Source organism: Dactylosporangium sp. NPDC000521, assembly GCF_042898305.1.
GTDB lineage: Bacteria > Actinomycetota > Actinomycetes > Mycobacteriales > Micromonosporaceae > Dactylosporangium.
Genome location: NZ_JBIAYW010000006.1, coordinates 92,633 through 108,732, shown reverse-complemented (window position 1 = coordinate 108,732; position 16,100 = coordinate 92,633). Strand labels below are relative to the sequence as shown.

The 16,100-nt window shown below is 75.5% G+C and carries 7 protein-coding genes; 2 read left to right on the top strand and 5 right to left on the bottom strand.

Annotated elements, in window-relative coordinates; all coding sequences use genetic code 11:
- Nucleotides 1-3 precede the first annotated feature (3 nt).
- The 5 genes from ACFY3L_RS21120 to ACFY3L_RS21100 form a co-directional block, all read right to left on the bottom strand.
- The gene (locus ACFY3L_RS21120; protein WP_389326364.1) at nucleotides 4-2,163 is read right to left on the bottom strand and encodes a hypothetical protein; all 2,160 of its coding nucleotides are present in this window, start codon (nucleotides 2,161-2,163) and stop codon (nucleotides 4-6) included.
- Nucleotides 2,160-6,242 carry a DUF5682 family protein gene (locus ACFY3L_RS21115; RefSeq protein WP_389326361.1) on the bottom strand — a complete coding sequence of 1,361 codons (4,083 nt, stop codon included), beginning with the start codon at nucleotides 6,240-6,242 and terminating at the stop codon, nucleotides 2,160-2,162. Before ACFY3L_RS21115 ends, ACFY3L_RS21120 begins: the two co-directional genes overlap by 4 nt.
- A gap of 88 nt (nucleotides 6,243-6,330) precedes the next feature.
- Complete coding sequence (locus ACFY3L_RS21110; RefSeq protein WP_389326358.1) at nucleotides 6,331-7,521, bottom strand: AAA family ATPase; 1,191 nt, start codon at nucleotides 7,519-7,521, stop codon at nucleotides 6,331-6,333.
- Nucleotides 7,518-12,311: a hypothetical protein gene (locus tag ACFY3L_RS21105; protein ID WP_389326355.1), complete on the bottom strand. Its 4,794-nt coding sequence runs from the start codon at nucleotides 12,309-12,311 to the stop codon at nucleotides 7,518-7,520. Before ACFY3L_RS21105 ends, ACFY3L_RS21110 begins: the two co-directional genes overlap by 4 nt.
- Nucleotides 12,308-13,207: a DUF4132 domain-containing protein gene (locus ACFY3L_RS21100; protein WP_389326352.1), complete on the bottom strand. Its 900-nt coding sequence runs from the start codon at nucleotides 13,205-13,207 to the stop codon at nucleotides 12,308-12,310. Before ACFY3L_RS21100 ends, ACFY3L_RS21105 begins: the two co-directional genes overlap by 4 nt.
- 313 nt (nucleotides 13,208-13,520) lie before the next feature.
- On the opposite strand from ACFY3L_RS21100, the gene ACFY3L_RS21095 reads away from it, so the two are divergent.
- Both ACFY3L_RS21095 and ACFY3L_RS21090 read left to right on the top strand, forming a co-directional pair.
- The gene (locus ACFY3L_RS21095; RefSeq protein WP_344504613.1) at nucleotides 13,521-14,729 is read left to right on the top strand and encodes an ROK family protein; all 1,209 of its coding nucleotides are present in this window, start codon (nucleotides 13,521-13,523) and stop codon (nucleotides 14,727-14,729) included.
- Between the two features lie 86 nt (nucleotides 14,730-14,815).
- Nucleotides 14,816-16,063 carry a sugar efflux transporter gene (locus ACFY3L_RS21090; RefSeq protein ID WP_389326349.1) on the top strand — a complete coding sequence of 416 codons (1,248 nt, stop codon included), beginning with the start codon at nucleotides 14,816-14,818 and terminating at the stop codon, nucleotides 16,061-16,063.
- The last annotated feature ends 37 nt before the right edge of the window (nucleotides 16,064-16,100 follow it).

The window sequence follows — 16,100 nt, the reverse complement described above, 5'->3', positions numbered from 1 at the left end:
CCCCTACACGGTCCCGGCCGGTAACCAGGTCGCCTCGGCGACGGCGCGGGTCGCGGCGTCGGTGTAGACCGCCGTCGCCAGCCACGCCTGGGCGAACGCGCTGCCGTCGTCGCCCGACAGCCGCCCGAACGCGTCCCGGGGCCGGGTGCACGCCGCCTCCGTCAACCGGTCGAGCAGCGCCGCCCCCGCGTCGAACCTGGCCCGCCGCAGCCTGGTCGCGTCGGACGGCCCCCGCCCGGCCGCGAACGTGTGCACGGTCCGCCCGCCCGACACCGTCCGCTCGACCTGCGCCGCCAGCAACCGCAGCACAGGATCACTGTTGGTGTCAGCGGCAGGTGTACGAGCCGCGCCCGCCTCTGGAAGCAGCGGGCAGGACTGGGGAAGGTGACTGCTGTGGAGCCGGTCGAACGCCAGGTCCACGTGCCCGCCCTGGCCCGCGGGCAGGTTCCAGCCGGTGCCGTCGACGGTGCCGTCGACGGGGGCGACCGCGAGCGGCAGCACCGTCCCCGGCCGCGACGGGTCGGGCCGTGCCACCACGAGCAGCTCGAGACCGGCGGCGCGCCCGAGCAGCCGGAGGTTGTCCCGGTACCCGAGCGCCGGCGAGTCGTCCGCGACCCGCAGCGTCAACGCGATGCCGCCGGAGTTCGCGGCTCCGCCGGTGGCCGTGGCTCCGCCGGAGGGCGTGGTGCCGACGGTGGATCCGGTGCCGGCCGTGGTCGTGGCGTGCACGGCGTCGCCGTCGGTGCCCTCGATGCGGACCGTCAGGAACACCAGGTCGTCGCCGGCCCGGCGGTCCGTCACCGGTTGCCCGAGCGCCGCGAACGCTCGGTGCACCTGCTCGGCGAGCGGCACCGCCCACAGCCCCGCCAGTGGCTCCTCGTGCCAGCCGCGCCCGGTCGCCGTCACCGCCCGCACCGACCTGCCCGCGCCCAGCTGCCGGGTCGCCGACGCCGTCGCCCCCGACACCACGAGACCCGCCCGGGTCAGCGCCCGGTGGCTCAGCGCGGTCTCCCCGAGCGCGACGGTCGCGTTGCCCGCCTTCGCGGCCCGTTTGGCGTCGCCGGGCATCAGGTCGGCGATCATCCACATCCCGCCGTCGCGGTCCACGACGTACGTCACGACCCCCGCATACCCCGAGTCGGCGAGCACCGCCGTCGTGCACAGCCCGTGCAACCTGAGGCTGCCCTGCAGGTCGTACGCGCGGCGGGCCGCCCCGAGCAGCCCTCCCGACGGTGCGCCATCAGACCGGAGGCGTTGCAGGACCCCGATGAGCTCCTGCAACGCGGCCGTCAGGTCGCCGAGCCGGAAGTCGGGGTCGCCGGTCCGCGCCGCCTGGAGCATCGCGGCGACGACCCGTGCGGCGGCGGCCGGGCGGTACACCTTGCACGCCTGCCCCTCGTGCGCCGCCCGCAGCAGCGCCGTCCGCGCGACGGTCCCCGACCCGGTGAGCCCCGCGGCGAGCACGTCGACGGCGGCCCGCCACAGGTGCTCGACCGCCGCCCGCTGCTGCACGGTCAACGCCTCACCCGGCTCCTCCACCTCCGGCACGACCACCGCCTGCTCCGCGCCGAGCTGTTCCGCGCCGGGCTGTCCCGCGCCGGGCTGTCCCGCGCCGAGCTGTCCCGCGCCGGGCTGCCCCGCGCCGAGCTGTCCCGCGCCGAGCTGCCCCGCGCCGAGCTGCCCCGCGCCGAGCTGCGCGGTGACTGGCTGTTCCGCGACCGGCTGCTCCGCGACCGGCTGCTCCGCGCCGAGCTGCCCCGCGCCGAGCTGCGCGGTGACTGGCTGTTCCGCGACCGGCTGTTCCGCGACCGGCTGCTCCGCGACAGCTTCCTGAACCGCCGCACCGGCCGGCGCCGGATCTCCTTCCACGTAGCCGGGCGCCAGCGCCAGCACGGCCGCCCGGTGGAGGCAGTTGGGCGCGAGCAGGCAGCTGCACGTCGCAGCGTCCACCGACCGGACGACCCCGCCCTCGGTGACCAGGGTGACGGCGGTCGAATCGTCGACGGCGACGACGAACGTCCCGCCCGCCCCGGTCACCGGCAGCGCCGCGAAGCGCGTCACCGCCTCGTCGACCTTCTTGCGCAACCTGCCAGGCAGCGCGTCCACCGCCGCCACCAGCACCGCTTCCGCCACCGGCGGCAGCCCGCCGCTCGCCGTGGTCATGCGCGCACCTTCTCCCCGACCCAGCGGGCCAGCTCCAGGGGGCTCAACGCGGCGACCGGCATGCCGCACGCGACCAGCTGCGACGCCACCGACACCGAGTACCGGGGCCGGCCCGCGTCGTCGAGGCTCGCGCAGCCCAGCACGGTCGCCCCCGACTCGACCAGCGAACGCGTCTCCGCGAGCAGCCCGCCGAGCGGGTACCCCTCCTCGAAGTCGCTGACGACCACGACCAGCGTGCGCGACGGCACGGTCACCAGGGACCGCGCGTGCCGCAGCCCGGCCGCGATGTGTGTGCCGCCGCCGACCTTGACCTCGAGCAGCAGCCCCAGCGGGTCGGTGACCCGGTCCGTGAGGTCGACGACCTCGGTCGAGAACGCCACGAAGTGCGTCGTCAACGCCGGCACCCCGGCGAGGATCGCCCCGGTCAGCGCCGACCAGATGACCGACGCCTCCATCGACCCGGACACGTCGACGACGAGGACGAGCCGCCAGTCGACACCGCGGCGCGCCTTGGTGCGGAACACCGGCCGCTCCGGGATGACCCGCACCCGGCCGTCCTCGTCGCGGCGGGTGGTGGCCAGGTTGGCCCGCAGGGTCCGCGGCAGGTCGAGCGGCCCGCCCGGCCGGCGGGTCGGCCGCGGCGTCGTGATCCCCGCGAGCGCTGGGCGGAGCCGCGCCGCCAGCTGGCGGGTGAGCTCCTCGACGATCCGCGCGACCAGCGGCCGCAGCCGCGCCACCGACGACTCGGGCATCGCGCCGACCAGCGACAGCACGGTCTGCAGCAGCTCGACCGACGGCGTCACCGCGTCGGGGTCGAGCAGCAGCGCCGCCTCCCGCCGCCCGGACTCCGCCGCACGGGCGAGCACCTCCTCGCGGATGCCCGGCCCGAACAGCGCCGTCAGCTCCTCCGCCCACTCCCGCACACCGGGGAACGGCGCCTCCCGCCCCGCCCGCCCGGCGGCATCGGCCCGCGCCCCTTCGCCGGTACCGGCACCGTAGAGCTCGTCGAGCGCGGTGGCGTACCGCGCGGCCCCGGGCCCGAGATCCTCCGACCGCCGCCCCAGCAACAACCGCCATCGGTCCACTGTGGACAACGTCCGCCCGCTGTGCTCCGCCGGCTCGCCGCTCTCCGCGGCCCGCCCCGTTTCGGCGCTGCCGGAATCCGTGGGCTCCGTGGCCGGTGCCGCGGTGGGGACCGTCAGCCCGTACGCGGCGAGCGCCGCCGCTCCGGCTCGGTCGGCGAGCAGTCGCACCAGCAGTTCCTCGGCAGACGCGGCGCCGATGTCGCGGGCCGTCCCCGCGTCGCCGAGGCGCTGCTCGACGACGGCCAGGAGACGGTCCCGCCCGGCGGGGCTGACCGCCTGGAACCCGCCCCGCAACGCCGGCAGCCGGGACAGGAAGTCGTCGTCGGGCAGGGTCTCCACCCGGTCGAGCAGCCCGCCGAGGATCTCCTCACCCGCCTGCAGCAGCGGCTCGGCGGCGGTGAGCAGCCCGCGGAGATGGCCGAGCAGCCTGCGGCGTCCTTCGTCGGCACGAGCGGCGTCGACCCACGAGGCCAGCCGGACCCCCAGCGCGGACGGCTCCTCGAGGCCGAGCATCACCTGTACCGCACCCGCCGCGGCCGACATGACCGGGCTGCCGTCAGCGGCGAGACGCTCGACCGCGCCGGCGAGCCGCAGCCCGACCCCCGCGGCGTCGGCCCGCTGGGCGAGCGCGACGAGGGCCCGCACGTCGTCGACCGACTCCGAGCCGGTGAGGCCGTCGACCTGGCGTACTGCGGCGGACTCCAGCGACTCGATCACCTGCCCGAGCCCGTCGAGCACGCCGGCGGGCATGCCCGGGACGTGCCCCCGGTCGAGCCGGTCGACGAGCGCGAGCGCCGCCATCAGCTCGTCCAGGCTCGCCGCGGCCGGAACCTCCGCCGCGACCTCCGCCACCCGCTCCCGCGTCAGCGCGACCAGCCCGCACCCGGCCGCGACCGCCAGCCCGTCGATCAGCTGCGCCGACGTGGGCCCGTTGTCGTCCTGCTCGGTGCGGCGCCGGTGCCGCAGCGTGCCCTCGGCCGCCTGCGCGAGGGTGACGCCCCGCATGCCGGCGAGCTCCAGCATCGCCTCGGTCCCGGGCACCCACTGCACCGTCCACCGGGTCGTCAGCGCGTCGGCGCCGCCGGCCCCTTCGACGGCGGCGCGTTCCCCGTACGGCACCCGGCACACCTCGAGCTGCCGCAGCGCCACCTCCCGCCGCCGGTCGAGGTCGGAGCGCAGCGAGTCGAGCCGCATGTCCCGCGCCTTCTCACCCGCGGCCGGCAGCCGGAGCTCCTTGACGAGCGCCTCCACCGCCGGCCGCAGCCCGGACCGCGGCGTCCCGGGCGCGAGCACACCCCGGTCGTCGCCGACGAGCACCTGCTCCATCGCCGTCGCGACGACCCGCCCCCGCCCGAGCACCTCCCCGTGCGCGATGACGCTCTGCAACGCCTCGACGATCTCGCCCCGGCCCGGCGCCGGCAGTGCCCGCAGCCGCGCGAGATCGGTCGCGAGCCGGAACGCCTCCCGCGCCTCCGCCGGCCCGCTCGGGTGCCCCGCCGCCCGTACCCTGGCGCAGACGTCGACGATCGCACTCAGCGCCGCCCGCTCCACCTCCTCGGGCCGCCCGCCCGCCGCGACGACCGCCTGCTGCCACCGAGGGTCCCGGATCCCGGCCGGATAGCCGGATCTGGCGTCCAGCAACGAGAACGCGTACGGCACCAGCGACGTGACGACCTCCCGGCCCTTGCCCACCCGCCGCGCGCGAGGGACCGCATCGACACCGGACGCGTCCACGGAAGCGCTCTGCGGGGTCGCGCCGGCGACCCCCCGAGACGTGCCCGAGCCGTCGACGGCCCTGCCGGGGTCCGGGTCGTCGGCGGACTTGTCGACGTCGAGCAGCGCCCACGCGTGGAACGACCCGACCACCGCGGCGACCCGCCGCCCCTCGAGCGCCGCGAGGTGCCGGCGCATCCACGCTTCCCGCCGCAGGTCGAGCGGCGTGACGTCGCCGCCGGTGTCGTACCGCATCGCCCACCCGACGAGCAGCGCGGCCCGCCGCACCGCCTCGGGCGCCGCGCCGGGGGACCGGGCCTCGACGACCCGGTCCCACATGTCCTCGTCAGGCCGCCCCGTCGCGGCCCGCCGAAGGGCATCCCCGAGGAACCGCATCCCCTCGGGCGCGACAGCCACGCCCGCCGGCCGCTCACCCGCAGCCGCCCCGCCCGCAGCGACACCGTCCGGAGCCGCCCCGCCTGGGGCGACTCCCTCCGGGGTGACCCCGCCCGGAGCCGCCCCGCCCGGAGCCGCCCCGCCCGGAGCCGTCCCGTCCGGAGCGGCACCGTCCGGAGCCGTCCTGTCCGGAGCCGTCCCGGCAGGAGCGGCACCGTCCGGGGCCGTCCCGCCCGCAGCCGGCGCAGCCAGAGCAGCCCCGTCGGACGCCGCCCCGTCGGACGCCGCCCCGTCGGACGCCGCCCCGTCGGACGCCGCCCCGTCGGACGCCGCCCCGTCGGACGCAGCCCCGTCGGACGCAGCCCCGTCGGACGCAGCCCCGTCGGACGCAGCCCCGTCGGACGCAGCCCCGTCGGACGCAGCCCCGTCGGACGCAACCCCGTCCGGAGCCGGTGCAGCTGGAGCAGACCCGGCCGAAGATGGGCCGGCGGAGGCGGGCGCGTCCAGACCGGGGACCTCGGGGGCAGGGTCGTCGCCCGGGAGGTCCTCGTGCCAGGCGCGGTCGGCGAGGGGCAGGTCGCAGGGGACGACCTCGACGCCGTTGCGGGCCGCCCAGCGCACGGCGACCAGCTCCGGCGAGAAGTCCGCGAACGGGTAGAACGCCGCCGACCCGCTCGGGCCCGCGACCCCGGCCAGGGCGACCGGCGCCGTGGTGGCCGGGTCGGCCAGCCACGGCAGCCAGTCCGCGAACTCCGCCGGCAGCTCCAGCAGCAGCACCTCCGGCCGGGCCGCGTCCAGGAGGTCGTCCATCACGGCGGACAGTGCCGGAGAGTGGTGCCGCACCCCGATGAGGTACGGCGCCGTCGACTCGGCGAGCGCCCGCAACGCCCCATCCGGAACGCCACCGCCCGAAAGCCCACGCTCCGAAAGCCCGCCGTCGTCCGGAAGCCCGCCCGCGTCGTCCGGAAGAAGATCAGGACTGGAGGACATCGCGGAGCTCCCAGAGCTGGGTCCACAGCCGGGACCCCTCCTCGGCACGGCGGCGGACGGCGCCGTCCCAGTACCCGAGGAGCTTCGCGCCGTCCGCCGGGTCGTCCTTGCACACGACGCCCTGCAGGTGGGCGGGGAGCAGGGACAGGACGTCGCGGTCGCCGGGGAAGTAGGCGGCCGCGAGGCCCAGGGAGGTGGCGACGGCGACCGCCTCGGCGGTGCTCATGACGGTGGAGGGCCGTTCGACCTCCCAGCCCTCCACCGACCGCCCGGCCCGCAGGTCGCGGAACGCGGTCACCAGCGCCTCGAGGACCGCCTCGTCGACGGCGAACGGCGTGCGCACCCGGTCGAGGGCGGCCCTCGCCTGGCGGCCGACGAGCGCGGTCTCCGCGGCCAGGTCGGGGATCGGGCCGACCGTCTCGAAGTTGAAGCGACGCTTGAGCGCGGCGGACATCTCCGACACGCCGCGATCGCGGAGGTTCGCGGTCGCGATGAGGGTGAAGCCCGGCGCGGCGTGGATGGTGGCCCCCGCCGTGCCGGACAGCTCGGGCACCGCGATCCGCCGGTCCGACAGGATCGACACCATCGCGTCCTGGACCTCGGGCAGGCAGCGGGTGATCTCCTCGACGCGGGCGACGGCGCCGGCCCGCATCGCGGTGAGGACCGGCGACGGCACGAGCGCCTCGGGGGTGGGGCCGCCGGCGAGGAGCAGCGCATAGTTCCACCCGTACCGGAGCTGGTCCTCGGTGGTGCCCGCGGTGCCCTGCACGACCAGCTCGCTGGTGCCGCAGACCGCCGCGGACAGCAGCTCCGACAGCATCGACTTGGCCGTGCCGGGCTCGCCGACGAGCAGCAGCCCGCGCTCGCCGGCGAGGGTGACGACGCAGCGCTCCACGAGCGCCCGGTCGCCGACGAACTTCCGGGTGATCGCCAGCTTCGCGGGCAGCCCGTCGCCGCGGGCGCCCTTGGGCAGCGTGAGCTCTTTGCCGTCGCTGCCGACGATGAACGTGACCACGGCCCGCGGCGTCAGCCGCCAGCCGGGCGGCCGGGCGCCGTCGTCGTGCGCCGCCAGGAACGCCAGCTCGCCCGCGTGCGCGTGCTCGGCCGGGTCGACCTGCCGGACGGGACCCGCACCGGGGCCCGCGGGGGCCCCGGTCTCCAACGTGGTGCTCATCGACGCCCTCTCGTGGTGAGTTCTTCGAAGCGGGGGTGGTCGCCGCCGGTGACCCTGGACCAGGCGACGGTGAACAGGTCCGGTGCCGGAGCGACCGGGATGACGGCGCCCAGGCCGGTGACGTCGTCGCCGTCGCGGATGAAGAGCGGCAGCTTCCACAGCTCGAACGGCAGGTGCGGGCTGGACAGCGCGACCCAGCCGCCCGGCAGGAACAGCGACCGCCCGGCGCGCGCCCGCTTGGCCTCCACGACCAGGTCGGTCGCGGCGAGCTCGGCGCGGGCCGTCTTCAGGCGGGCCGGCTTCCAGCCCGTCCAGGCCGCGACGTTGCGGTCGGTCGGGTCGGGCAGGGCGAGCAGTTGCAGGTAGAGCGCGGCCGCGTCGGCGCCGAGCCCGTGCTTCGCGGCGACCTCGGCGACCAGGTCGGGCGCGGAGCGGGACGGGTCGTGGTCCACGTCGGCGCCTTCCGTGCCGGTGGACGCCGCCGCGGCCCATGCGTCGAGCTGCCCGGTGAGGATCGCGCGCATCGCGACGATGAAGCGCGGCGAGCTGCCGAGCCCGGTGAGCAGCGCGGCCAGCCGCGGGTCGTCGGGGCCGGCGAGCCGGGCCGGCCGCAGCATGATCCGCGGCCAGTGCCGGTCCTGGACGATCGTGTACAGGCCGGCGTCGCGGACCGTGCCGTCGGTGGTGACCGGCAGGCCGATCTTGGCGATGAACTCGGTCAGGTCGTCCTCGTAGACAGTGCCGATCGGCACCTCCAGCGCCGGGTCGGCCAGGCGCTGCTTGACGAGGTCAAGCACCCGGGGCAGGTTGGCCCGCAGGGCGTGCCCGGCGGGGAGCCGCCGCACCAGCCACGGGATGCTCCGGGTGACGGCCTTGAGCAGGTCGTCGAGGCTGACCTCGTCGACGGTGCCCTGCAGCCAGCGGCACGTCTCGGGGTTGGCGAGCCCGTGCACGAACGCCGACGCGCGGATGCCGGAGGTGACCCGGGCCTTGCGCACCTCGACGATCAGCGCGTCGTCGAGCGGGGTCCTGGTGCCGTGCCGCGCCACGTGCCAAGCGCCGATCGACTCGACCGACGGCCCGGCGGTCCACAGCAGGGACGGGTCCGAGGGCAGCATCGCCATGGCGAGCGAGCGGCGCTCGGCGCGGGAGAGGGCGTCGCGGTCGCTGACGGCGCCCTCCATCGCGTCGTCGGTCAGCGCCGGGTCGATCTCCCACTCGGCCGGCTGGTTCTCCTGCCAGTCCTTGGCCGAGATCGGGTCGGCGAGCAGGACCGCCGCGTCGGCGAGGGTGATGCCGGCCGCCGCGGACACCGCCGGGACGAGCTGGGGGCGCCACGGCAGCCGGCCGCGCTCCCGGGCCGTCTCGACGAACGCGGTGAGCCGCCCGGTGTCCCACCCGCCCGGGTCGAGCACGTGCTCGGCGGTGATGACGTGGCCGGCGACCGCGCCGAACCGGCCGCCGGGGGAGTACTCGACCGCCTGGACCTCGCCGTCGGAGGTGTCGGTGCGCAGCACGACCAGTCGCCGGTCGCCGGAGTCGATGACGTCGCCGACCTTCGGCATCGCGGCGCGGTCGTCGGCCGTCAGCCAGAGCCGCCGCAGCCGCCCGCCGGGTGCGAGCAGCCCCGACGCGGCGATCACGTCGAGCAGGCCGAGCAGGTGGGTGTGGCGCTCGGCGGAGATGATCGGCGACACGGCGCGGTACAGCACGGCGGGCAGCGCCCCGACGACGTAGAACCAGTCGAGGTCGGCCTGCTGCGCGATCGGTGCGATCGGCCGCTGCGGCTCCCGGCCGGCGAGCACGGCGCCGACGTTGCCGAGCAGGTTGGCCGCGACGTGGCTGTAGTCGTAGCAGTTCGGGATCAGGCCGTGCAGCGCCGAGTTGAGCGTGCGGTCGTCGGGCAGGTGCGCGTCGGGGTCGTCCCGCACCGCCTGCCCGGCGATCGCCGCGGTGGCGGTCGTCAGCTCGACGAGCCGTGCCGTGGAGCGGGCCGCCTGCTTGACGACCCCGGCGATCCCGGCGACGAGCGGCGCCGCGCCCACCTCGGGGAATGCCTCGCCGACGAGCTTGCGCGCCGCGTCGGCGTCGACCTTCGCGTCGGGGCCGACGAGGTCGACGACGGCGGCGAGGAGCCGCGCCGCCTGCTCGTCGGTGACGGCCCGCAGCGCCGCCGAGCCGGCCTCGTCGCGGACCCGCAGGTAGTGCCAGTAGGTCGGCGGGGGCATCATGCGGGTGCCCTCCCGGAACGGGTCCTGCTTCAGGTTGGTCTTCAGGGTGGCGATCTCCGTGCCGTCCTGGGTGCACAGGATGATCCTGTTGTCCCGCCACAACTCCTGGTAGACCATGCCGTAGACGGTGTCGGAGCCCGGGAACCGGATCGCGCCGACCTGCTGGCCGTGCCGCCGGTGGCCCCGCGCGAACTTCTCGGGCAGCGTGAACGTGCGGCCGTCGACGCCGGTGCCGACCTCCGTGCCGGACTCGGTGGTGCGCACGCGCCAGCCGACGAGGCCGTCGCGCTGCCCGAGCGGGCTGGACGCGGCCTGCGGCGGCGCCGGCATCAGGTGGGACCGCCCGTGCTGCAGGGATTGGCCGTCGACGGCGTCGGCCTCGAAGAACGCGGGCACCGACGGCCGGCCGATGGCGCCGGTGGCCGGGTCGTACTCGTGCCAGCGCCAGCTCTCGTCGGCGGCCTGGGCGAGCGTCCAGTAGTGCTGGCCGTCGCCGCAGACCGCGGATCGCTCCTGCGCGGACCGGTCACCGACCCGCAGCGGCCGGCCACCGGCGGTGCGGCCGCCACCGGGCAGGGCGAGCGACAGGTACGTGTTGGTGTTGAACGCCTCGTCGGGCGTGGTGAACACGTCGTCGGCGGTGCCGCTCCAGTAGCCGGCGCGCTCCTCGCCCTTGTCCCAGCTGACCAGCAGCTGGCCGTCGACGAAGCGCAGGACCGTGCTCCAGTCGTAGTGCCGCTGGTCGGCCGGGATGCGCAGGGTGTGCTCCAGCTCGACGCCGTCGGGGCCGACGACGGCGACCTGGTCACCGGCGCGGACCACCAGCTGCGGCCACTGGCGCAGCAGGCGCACCTTCGCGTCATACGTGTCGTCGTCGGACTCGATCGCGCTGTCGCCGATCAGCGACTCGACGGCGGCCTCCAGGGCGGGCCAGCCGAACTCGTCGAAGACCCCGGCGCGCAGCGTGGCGGCGAGGACCGGGCCGAGGTCGTGCTCGGTGATGCGGCGCACCGCCTCCGGGTTGACCGCGAGACCTTCCGGGCAGGCGACGAGCGACAGCCGCTTGAGCTGGTCGTCGATGCCGGGCAGGCCCTGCTCGACGACGCTGTCGGCGAGCCCGTCCATCCACCAGTGCAGCGCGGTGCGCAGCCCCGGCACGGCCACGACCGCCGCGACTTCCTCGGGCCGCACGGTGCTGCCGTGCCAGCCCGGGCGCAGGTGGTCCTCGATGCTGGCCGCGACCTTCGGCAGCAGGCCGGGGTGCGCGGCGACGTGGGCGAGGTCGCGGCGGCCCGCGGTGTCGTCCTTGAGCCACTGCTCGACGGCGCAGCGGGCGTTGGCGGTGACCTCGCCGAGGGGCACCCCGAGCTCCAGGCACAGGTCGGCGACGTCGAGGTCGACGTAGTGCGAGGAGAGCAGGTCGACGGGGGCGCCATCGGCCTTGAGCCGCTCCGCCATCCGGGTCACGAGCGCGGCCTGGGCCACCAGCCGCTTCCGGCGCCAGCCGGAGCGGTGCCGGTCGAGCCGGGTCAGCCAGCCGGCCGGACCGTCGGCGGGCTCGGCCTCGGCCGGCGCGGTGCCGGCGGGGCCGGTGAGCGCCTCGGTCGCGCCCGACTCGTCGAGGATCTCCAGCCAGGTCTCGTCGGGGCAGTTGCCGGGGAACATCGTCAGCAGCTGGCCGCGTACCGCGGGATCCTGCCGGGCGATGGAGACGAGCGTCGCGCGGTACGCCGTCCAGAAGCCGCCGGGCGCGCGGACGATCGACGTGGCGGTGAGGAGGATCCGCAGCAGCGCCTCCTCCTCGTCCTGGCCGAGCTTCGCGGCCTTCGCGAGGCGGCGCAGGTCGGTGTGCATCGACGCGTAGGGCGGCATGCCGCCGAGGGTCCGCTCCACGCACAGGCGGCGGAAGCGCTCATACGCCGTCGCCGCGTCGGCGCGCGCCGCGAGGTCGCGGGCATAGGCCGACAGGGCCTTCGCGGTGAGCGCGCCGGCGAGCGCGAACTCCAGGAAGACCGTGTGCTGCCGGTCCTCGTCGATCTTCAGCGCGAACGCCCGCTCGGCGTCGCGGGCCTTGCCGAACATCGACGCCGCATAGGTGGGGCTGTCGGCGGCGAGGAACGCCCGCGCGGCCTCCTCGTAGAACGTCGGCAGGAAGTGCGGCACCGAGCGGGCGAGACGGTCGCCGAGCTCGACGAAGCCGTCGCGGGCCGGGCCGATCCGCGACTTCGCGATCCGCACGAGCCGCTCGATGTCCTTCACCAGGGCCAGGGCGTGATGCCCGTTGGCGGGGTCGTTGACGAGCGCCCACGCGGGGAAGCCGAGCGCCTGCTGGCGCACGACGCCGACCTCGGCGACGGACTCGGGCGCCTCGAACCCGAGGAACTCCATGGTCAGGTCCTCGGCCGCGCCGAGGGTGCCGGGGACGAGGCGCACCACGGTGCGCTCGCCGAGCACGGGGTGCCGGTAGGCCCGGGTGGTCAGCGTGTCGATCGTGTCCTGCGCCGCGCCCGCCGCGGAGGGCAGCACCGCGCCGGCATCCAGCAGAGCCTCGTCGGTCATGCCTGCTCCTCTTCCTTGGTCTCCTCGACGACCCGGCCGGCATACAGTGCCGCGGCCATGCGCATGCCCTCGGACCAGGCGACCGGCCCGACCTCACCGAGCGGCACCGACGTGCCGTCCTCCCGGACGAACACCAGGTCGCCGGTCTCGGTCGCGTAGTAGGGGTCGTCGGAGCCGACCCAGCTGCGGGCCTCCACCGTGCGGCCGCCCTCGAAGACGCGGCAGATCGCGGAGCCGCCCTTCACCGGATAGCCCAGCGAGGAGGACCGCGCCGTCAGGTGCCGCAGCTCGGCGAACTTGCCGCCGGCATAGTCGGAGACCCTGGTCGCGGTCGGCTCGACGTCGGGGCCGCGCTGCCACGTCTGGCGGAACAGCTGGTCGACCGACTGCTTCACGCCCAGGTCGGCGGCGAACTCGCGCAGGTCGTCGAGGTCGGCGAGGGTCACCGGGTGGGGGATCGCGACCCGCTTCGCGGGCAGGCGCACCGTCTCACCGTCGAGGTTGACGATGCCGATCGTGCCGTCGCCACCTGCCGCGCCACCGCCGGACGCGTCGCGCAGGAAGCCGACCTCGTCGGGGTCGAAGGCGCCGTCGTCGTCGAGGACGGCGACGACGAGGTCCGTCAGCGCGGCCCGCCACACCTCGTCGGCCCAGACCCGCGCGAGCACCTCGGCGGGCACAGGCAGTGACCGGACCATCCACCGGTCGACCTGCTCGCGCACCTGCGCCTCGTGCCGGCCGAGCCACTCCTGCAGCTGCTTGAGCCCGAACACCACGGCGTCGTCCTTCAGCGCCGGCGGAACGGATTTGAGCAGCTTGCCCTTGGCGTTGCGGCACGCTATGCGCCCGCCTTCGAGGGTGACCTGATAGCCGCCGCCGGCGGTCAGCCACGTCATGCGATCCCTGCCTCATCGGGGTCCGAATGTCCCTGCGTCACGTTGACCCCCGGCACGTTAGTCACCGGGTGCGACATTTTTTGCGTCCGTGGGACCGGCCGGCGACCGGGATGACCGGGAAGTCCGGATAGATACCGGAAAGATCCACCACCCGCTTTCCGGGATCCACAGTGGACGGTGTAGATTTCGCCGGAGGGTCACGCCGGAATTCAGTTCTGTCAAGAGCTGACAGATGCCGCCGCTGCATACCGGTTTGGGGCGATAGTTTCAGTAAGTCCTTGACAGAACACGCGCGTCCTATGAGGATTCCGCCGTGGTGGCCCAGCGGATCGACCCTCACACCCTCTGGCACCCCGACACCGGCGGCGCCGGCCGGAGGGTGGCCGAGACGCTGCGCCTGTACGGGCCGCGCACCCGCGCCGAGCTCGTCCACCTCAGCGGCCTGTCCCGCCCGACGGTCTCCTCGGCCCTCGCCGACCTCGGCGGCGCCGACCTCGTCAGCGAGCAGGTGGGCGCCGCGGCCAAGCCCGTCGGCGGCCGGCCGGCCTCCGTGGTGCGGCTGACCCGCCGGGCCGGGATCGCGGTCGGCGTCGACGTCGGCCGCCGGCACGTCCGGGTCGCGCTCGCCGACCTCGGCCACGCCGTGCTCACCGAGCGGCAGTCCCGCACCGACTTCGACATCGACGACCGGCCCCGCGAGGCGCTCGACCTCGGCACCACGCTCGTCGACGCGGCCCTCGACGGCATCGGCGCCACCCGGGCCGACGTGGTGGGCGTCGGGCTCGGGGTGCCGGCACCGATCACCCGCGACTGGCGCATAGGGTCCCCCGGCATGCTGCCGGGATGGGCGGACGTGCTGCCCGCCGACGAGCTCACCGATCGCCTTTCGCTGCCGGTACGGGTGGACAACGACGCCAACCTCGCGGCGCTCGGCGAATACGTGTGGGGCGCCGGCCGCGGCTGCGCCGACCTGGTCTACGTCAAGCTCGCCACCGGCATCGGCGCCGGCATCGTGCTGGACGGCAGGCTCTACCGGGGCGCCGCCGGGACCGCCGGCGAGCTCGGCCACGTGACCCTCGACGCCCGGGGGCCGGTCTGCCGGTGCGGCAACCGCGGCTGCGTCGAGCTGTCCGTCGGCGGGCGGGCGCTGCTCAGCCACGCCCGGCTGTCGCACCCCGAGCTGACCGACCTCGCCGGCCTCATCGCGCTCGCGCAGGCCGGCGACCCCGGCTGCCGCAGGCTACTCGCCGATGCCGGCACCCAGCTCGGGTATGCCCTGGGCAACCTGGTCAACCTCATCAACCCGCAGCGGGTCCTGCTCGGCGACGAGCTCGGCGCGGCCACCGACATCCTGCGCGAGCCGCTGCAGCGGGGGCTCGCCGAGACCGCGTTCACGGCCGCCGCGGCGTCGGTCGAGGTCGCCCAGAGTGCCCTGTCGTTGCGCGCCGCCGCCCTCGGCGGGGTCGCGCTCGCGCTCGGCGTTGACACCGTCCCCTTCGCCGCGGCGGCGCCCGCCCTCTGAACAAGCCCGCTGACAGGCCCGCGGGTGACCCAAACCACGAGCGAACCCGCGCCCGGGCATCTTCTTTAGCGGTAAGGTCAACGCTCGTGGTAACGAGCGCACCGGCGGACGCCCCTGTCAGCAACGCCCCCGGACTCCCCAGGGTCCTGGTGCCGCTCGGCGTGATGTTCCTGTTCGTGGGCCTGTCCACCGCGGTCGTCGGCCCGTTCGTGTCGCTGTTCCTCAGCACCGCCGTCGAGGCCGACCCGGTCCACGTCGCCGCGTTCCTCGTCGCCGGCCCGGTGTCGATGATCGTGTCCTCCACGCTCATCGGCCGCCTCTCCGACCGGCGGCCCGTGCGCCGACAGATCCTCGCCGTCGCGGCCGCCGCCGGCGGGGTCAGCGCCACCGCCACCGCGTTCGTCCGCGACTACTGGGTGCTGCTCGCGCTGACGGTGACGGTGACCGCGATCAGCGGCTCGCTCTTCCCGCAGGCGTTCGCCTACGCCCGGGAGGCCCTGGAGCAGCGCGGCTCCACCCGCGCCGCGATGACCATCAGCACGCTGCGGATGCTGTTCTCGATCGCGTGGGTCGCCGGCCCGCCCGCCGCCGCGTTCCTCGTCGAGCTCGGCGGCTTCCGCGTCCTGTACCTGAGCGCGGCCACGATGTACGCCGCCGCCGTCCTCGTCGCCGTGTTCGTGCTCGGCGACGTCGTTCCGGCGCCGAAAACGCCACGCGAGGCGCCGGAGCACGCGCCGTCCAGCGTGCTGCAGGTCGTCGCCGCGCTCACCCTGCTGCAGGCGGCCGGCGGGCTCGGCGTCCAGGCGATGTCGCTGTTCCTCAGCCACGACCTGCACGGCTCGGTGCGCGACGCCGGTCTCGTCCTCGGCCTGTGCGCGGCGCTGGAGATCCCGCTGATGCTGGGGTTCGGCGCGCTGTCGACCCGGTGGCCGCTGCGCCGCCTGGTCGTCGTCGGCGCCGCCCTCGGCGTGCTCTACTACGCGCTCGTCACGGCGTCCGCCCACACCTGGCAGGTCGCCGCCGCCCAGCTGGTCAACGCCAGCTTCATCGCCGCCGTGCAGGGCCTCGGCATCTCGTACGTGCAGGAGATGCTGCCCGGCGAGCCCGGCCGCGCCGCGACCCTCGCCGGCAATGCCTACCCGGTCGCCGCGATCCTCGTCGGCCCCCTGTTCGGCCTCGCACAGCACTTCGGTTACCGCTACGCCTACGCCGCCGCCGCGACCCTCTGCCTCACCGGCGCCGTGCTGCTCCTGACGGCGCACCGGAAACCCGGCGGCACACGCGCAGACCTGACGACACCCGCGAAAACCCTGACGGCCCACACCGAATCCTGACGGCGCACACCGAATCCTGACGGCGCACACCGAATCC

Bases quoted from the DNA above. Each gene is read 5' to 3' on its own strand.
- ACFY3L_RS21120 (WP_389326364.1), bottom strand. From the start codon at position 2,163: ATGACCACGGCGAGCGGCGGGCTGCCGCCGGTGGCGGAAGCGGTGCTG.
- ACFY3L_RS21110 (WP_389326358.1), bottom strand. From the start codon at position 7,521: ATGAGCACCACGTTGGAGACCGGGGCCCCCGCGGGCCCCGGTGCGGGT.
- ACFY3L_RS21105 (WP_389326355.1), bottom strand. From the start codon at position 12,311: ATGACCGACGAGGCTCTGCTGGATGCCGGCGCGGTGCTGCCCTCCGCG.
- ACFY3L_RS21100 (WP_389326352.1), bottom strand. From the start codon at position 13,207: ATGACGTGGCTGACCGCCGGCGGCGGCTATCAGGTCACCCTCGAAGGC.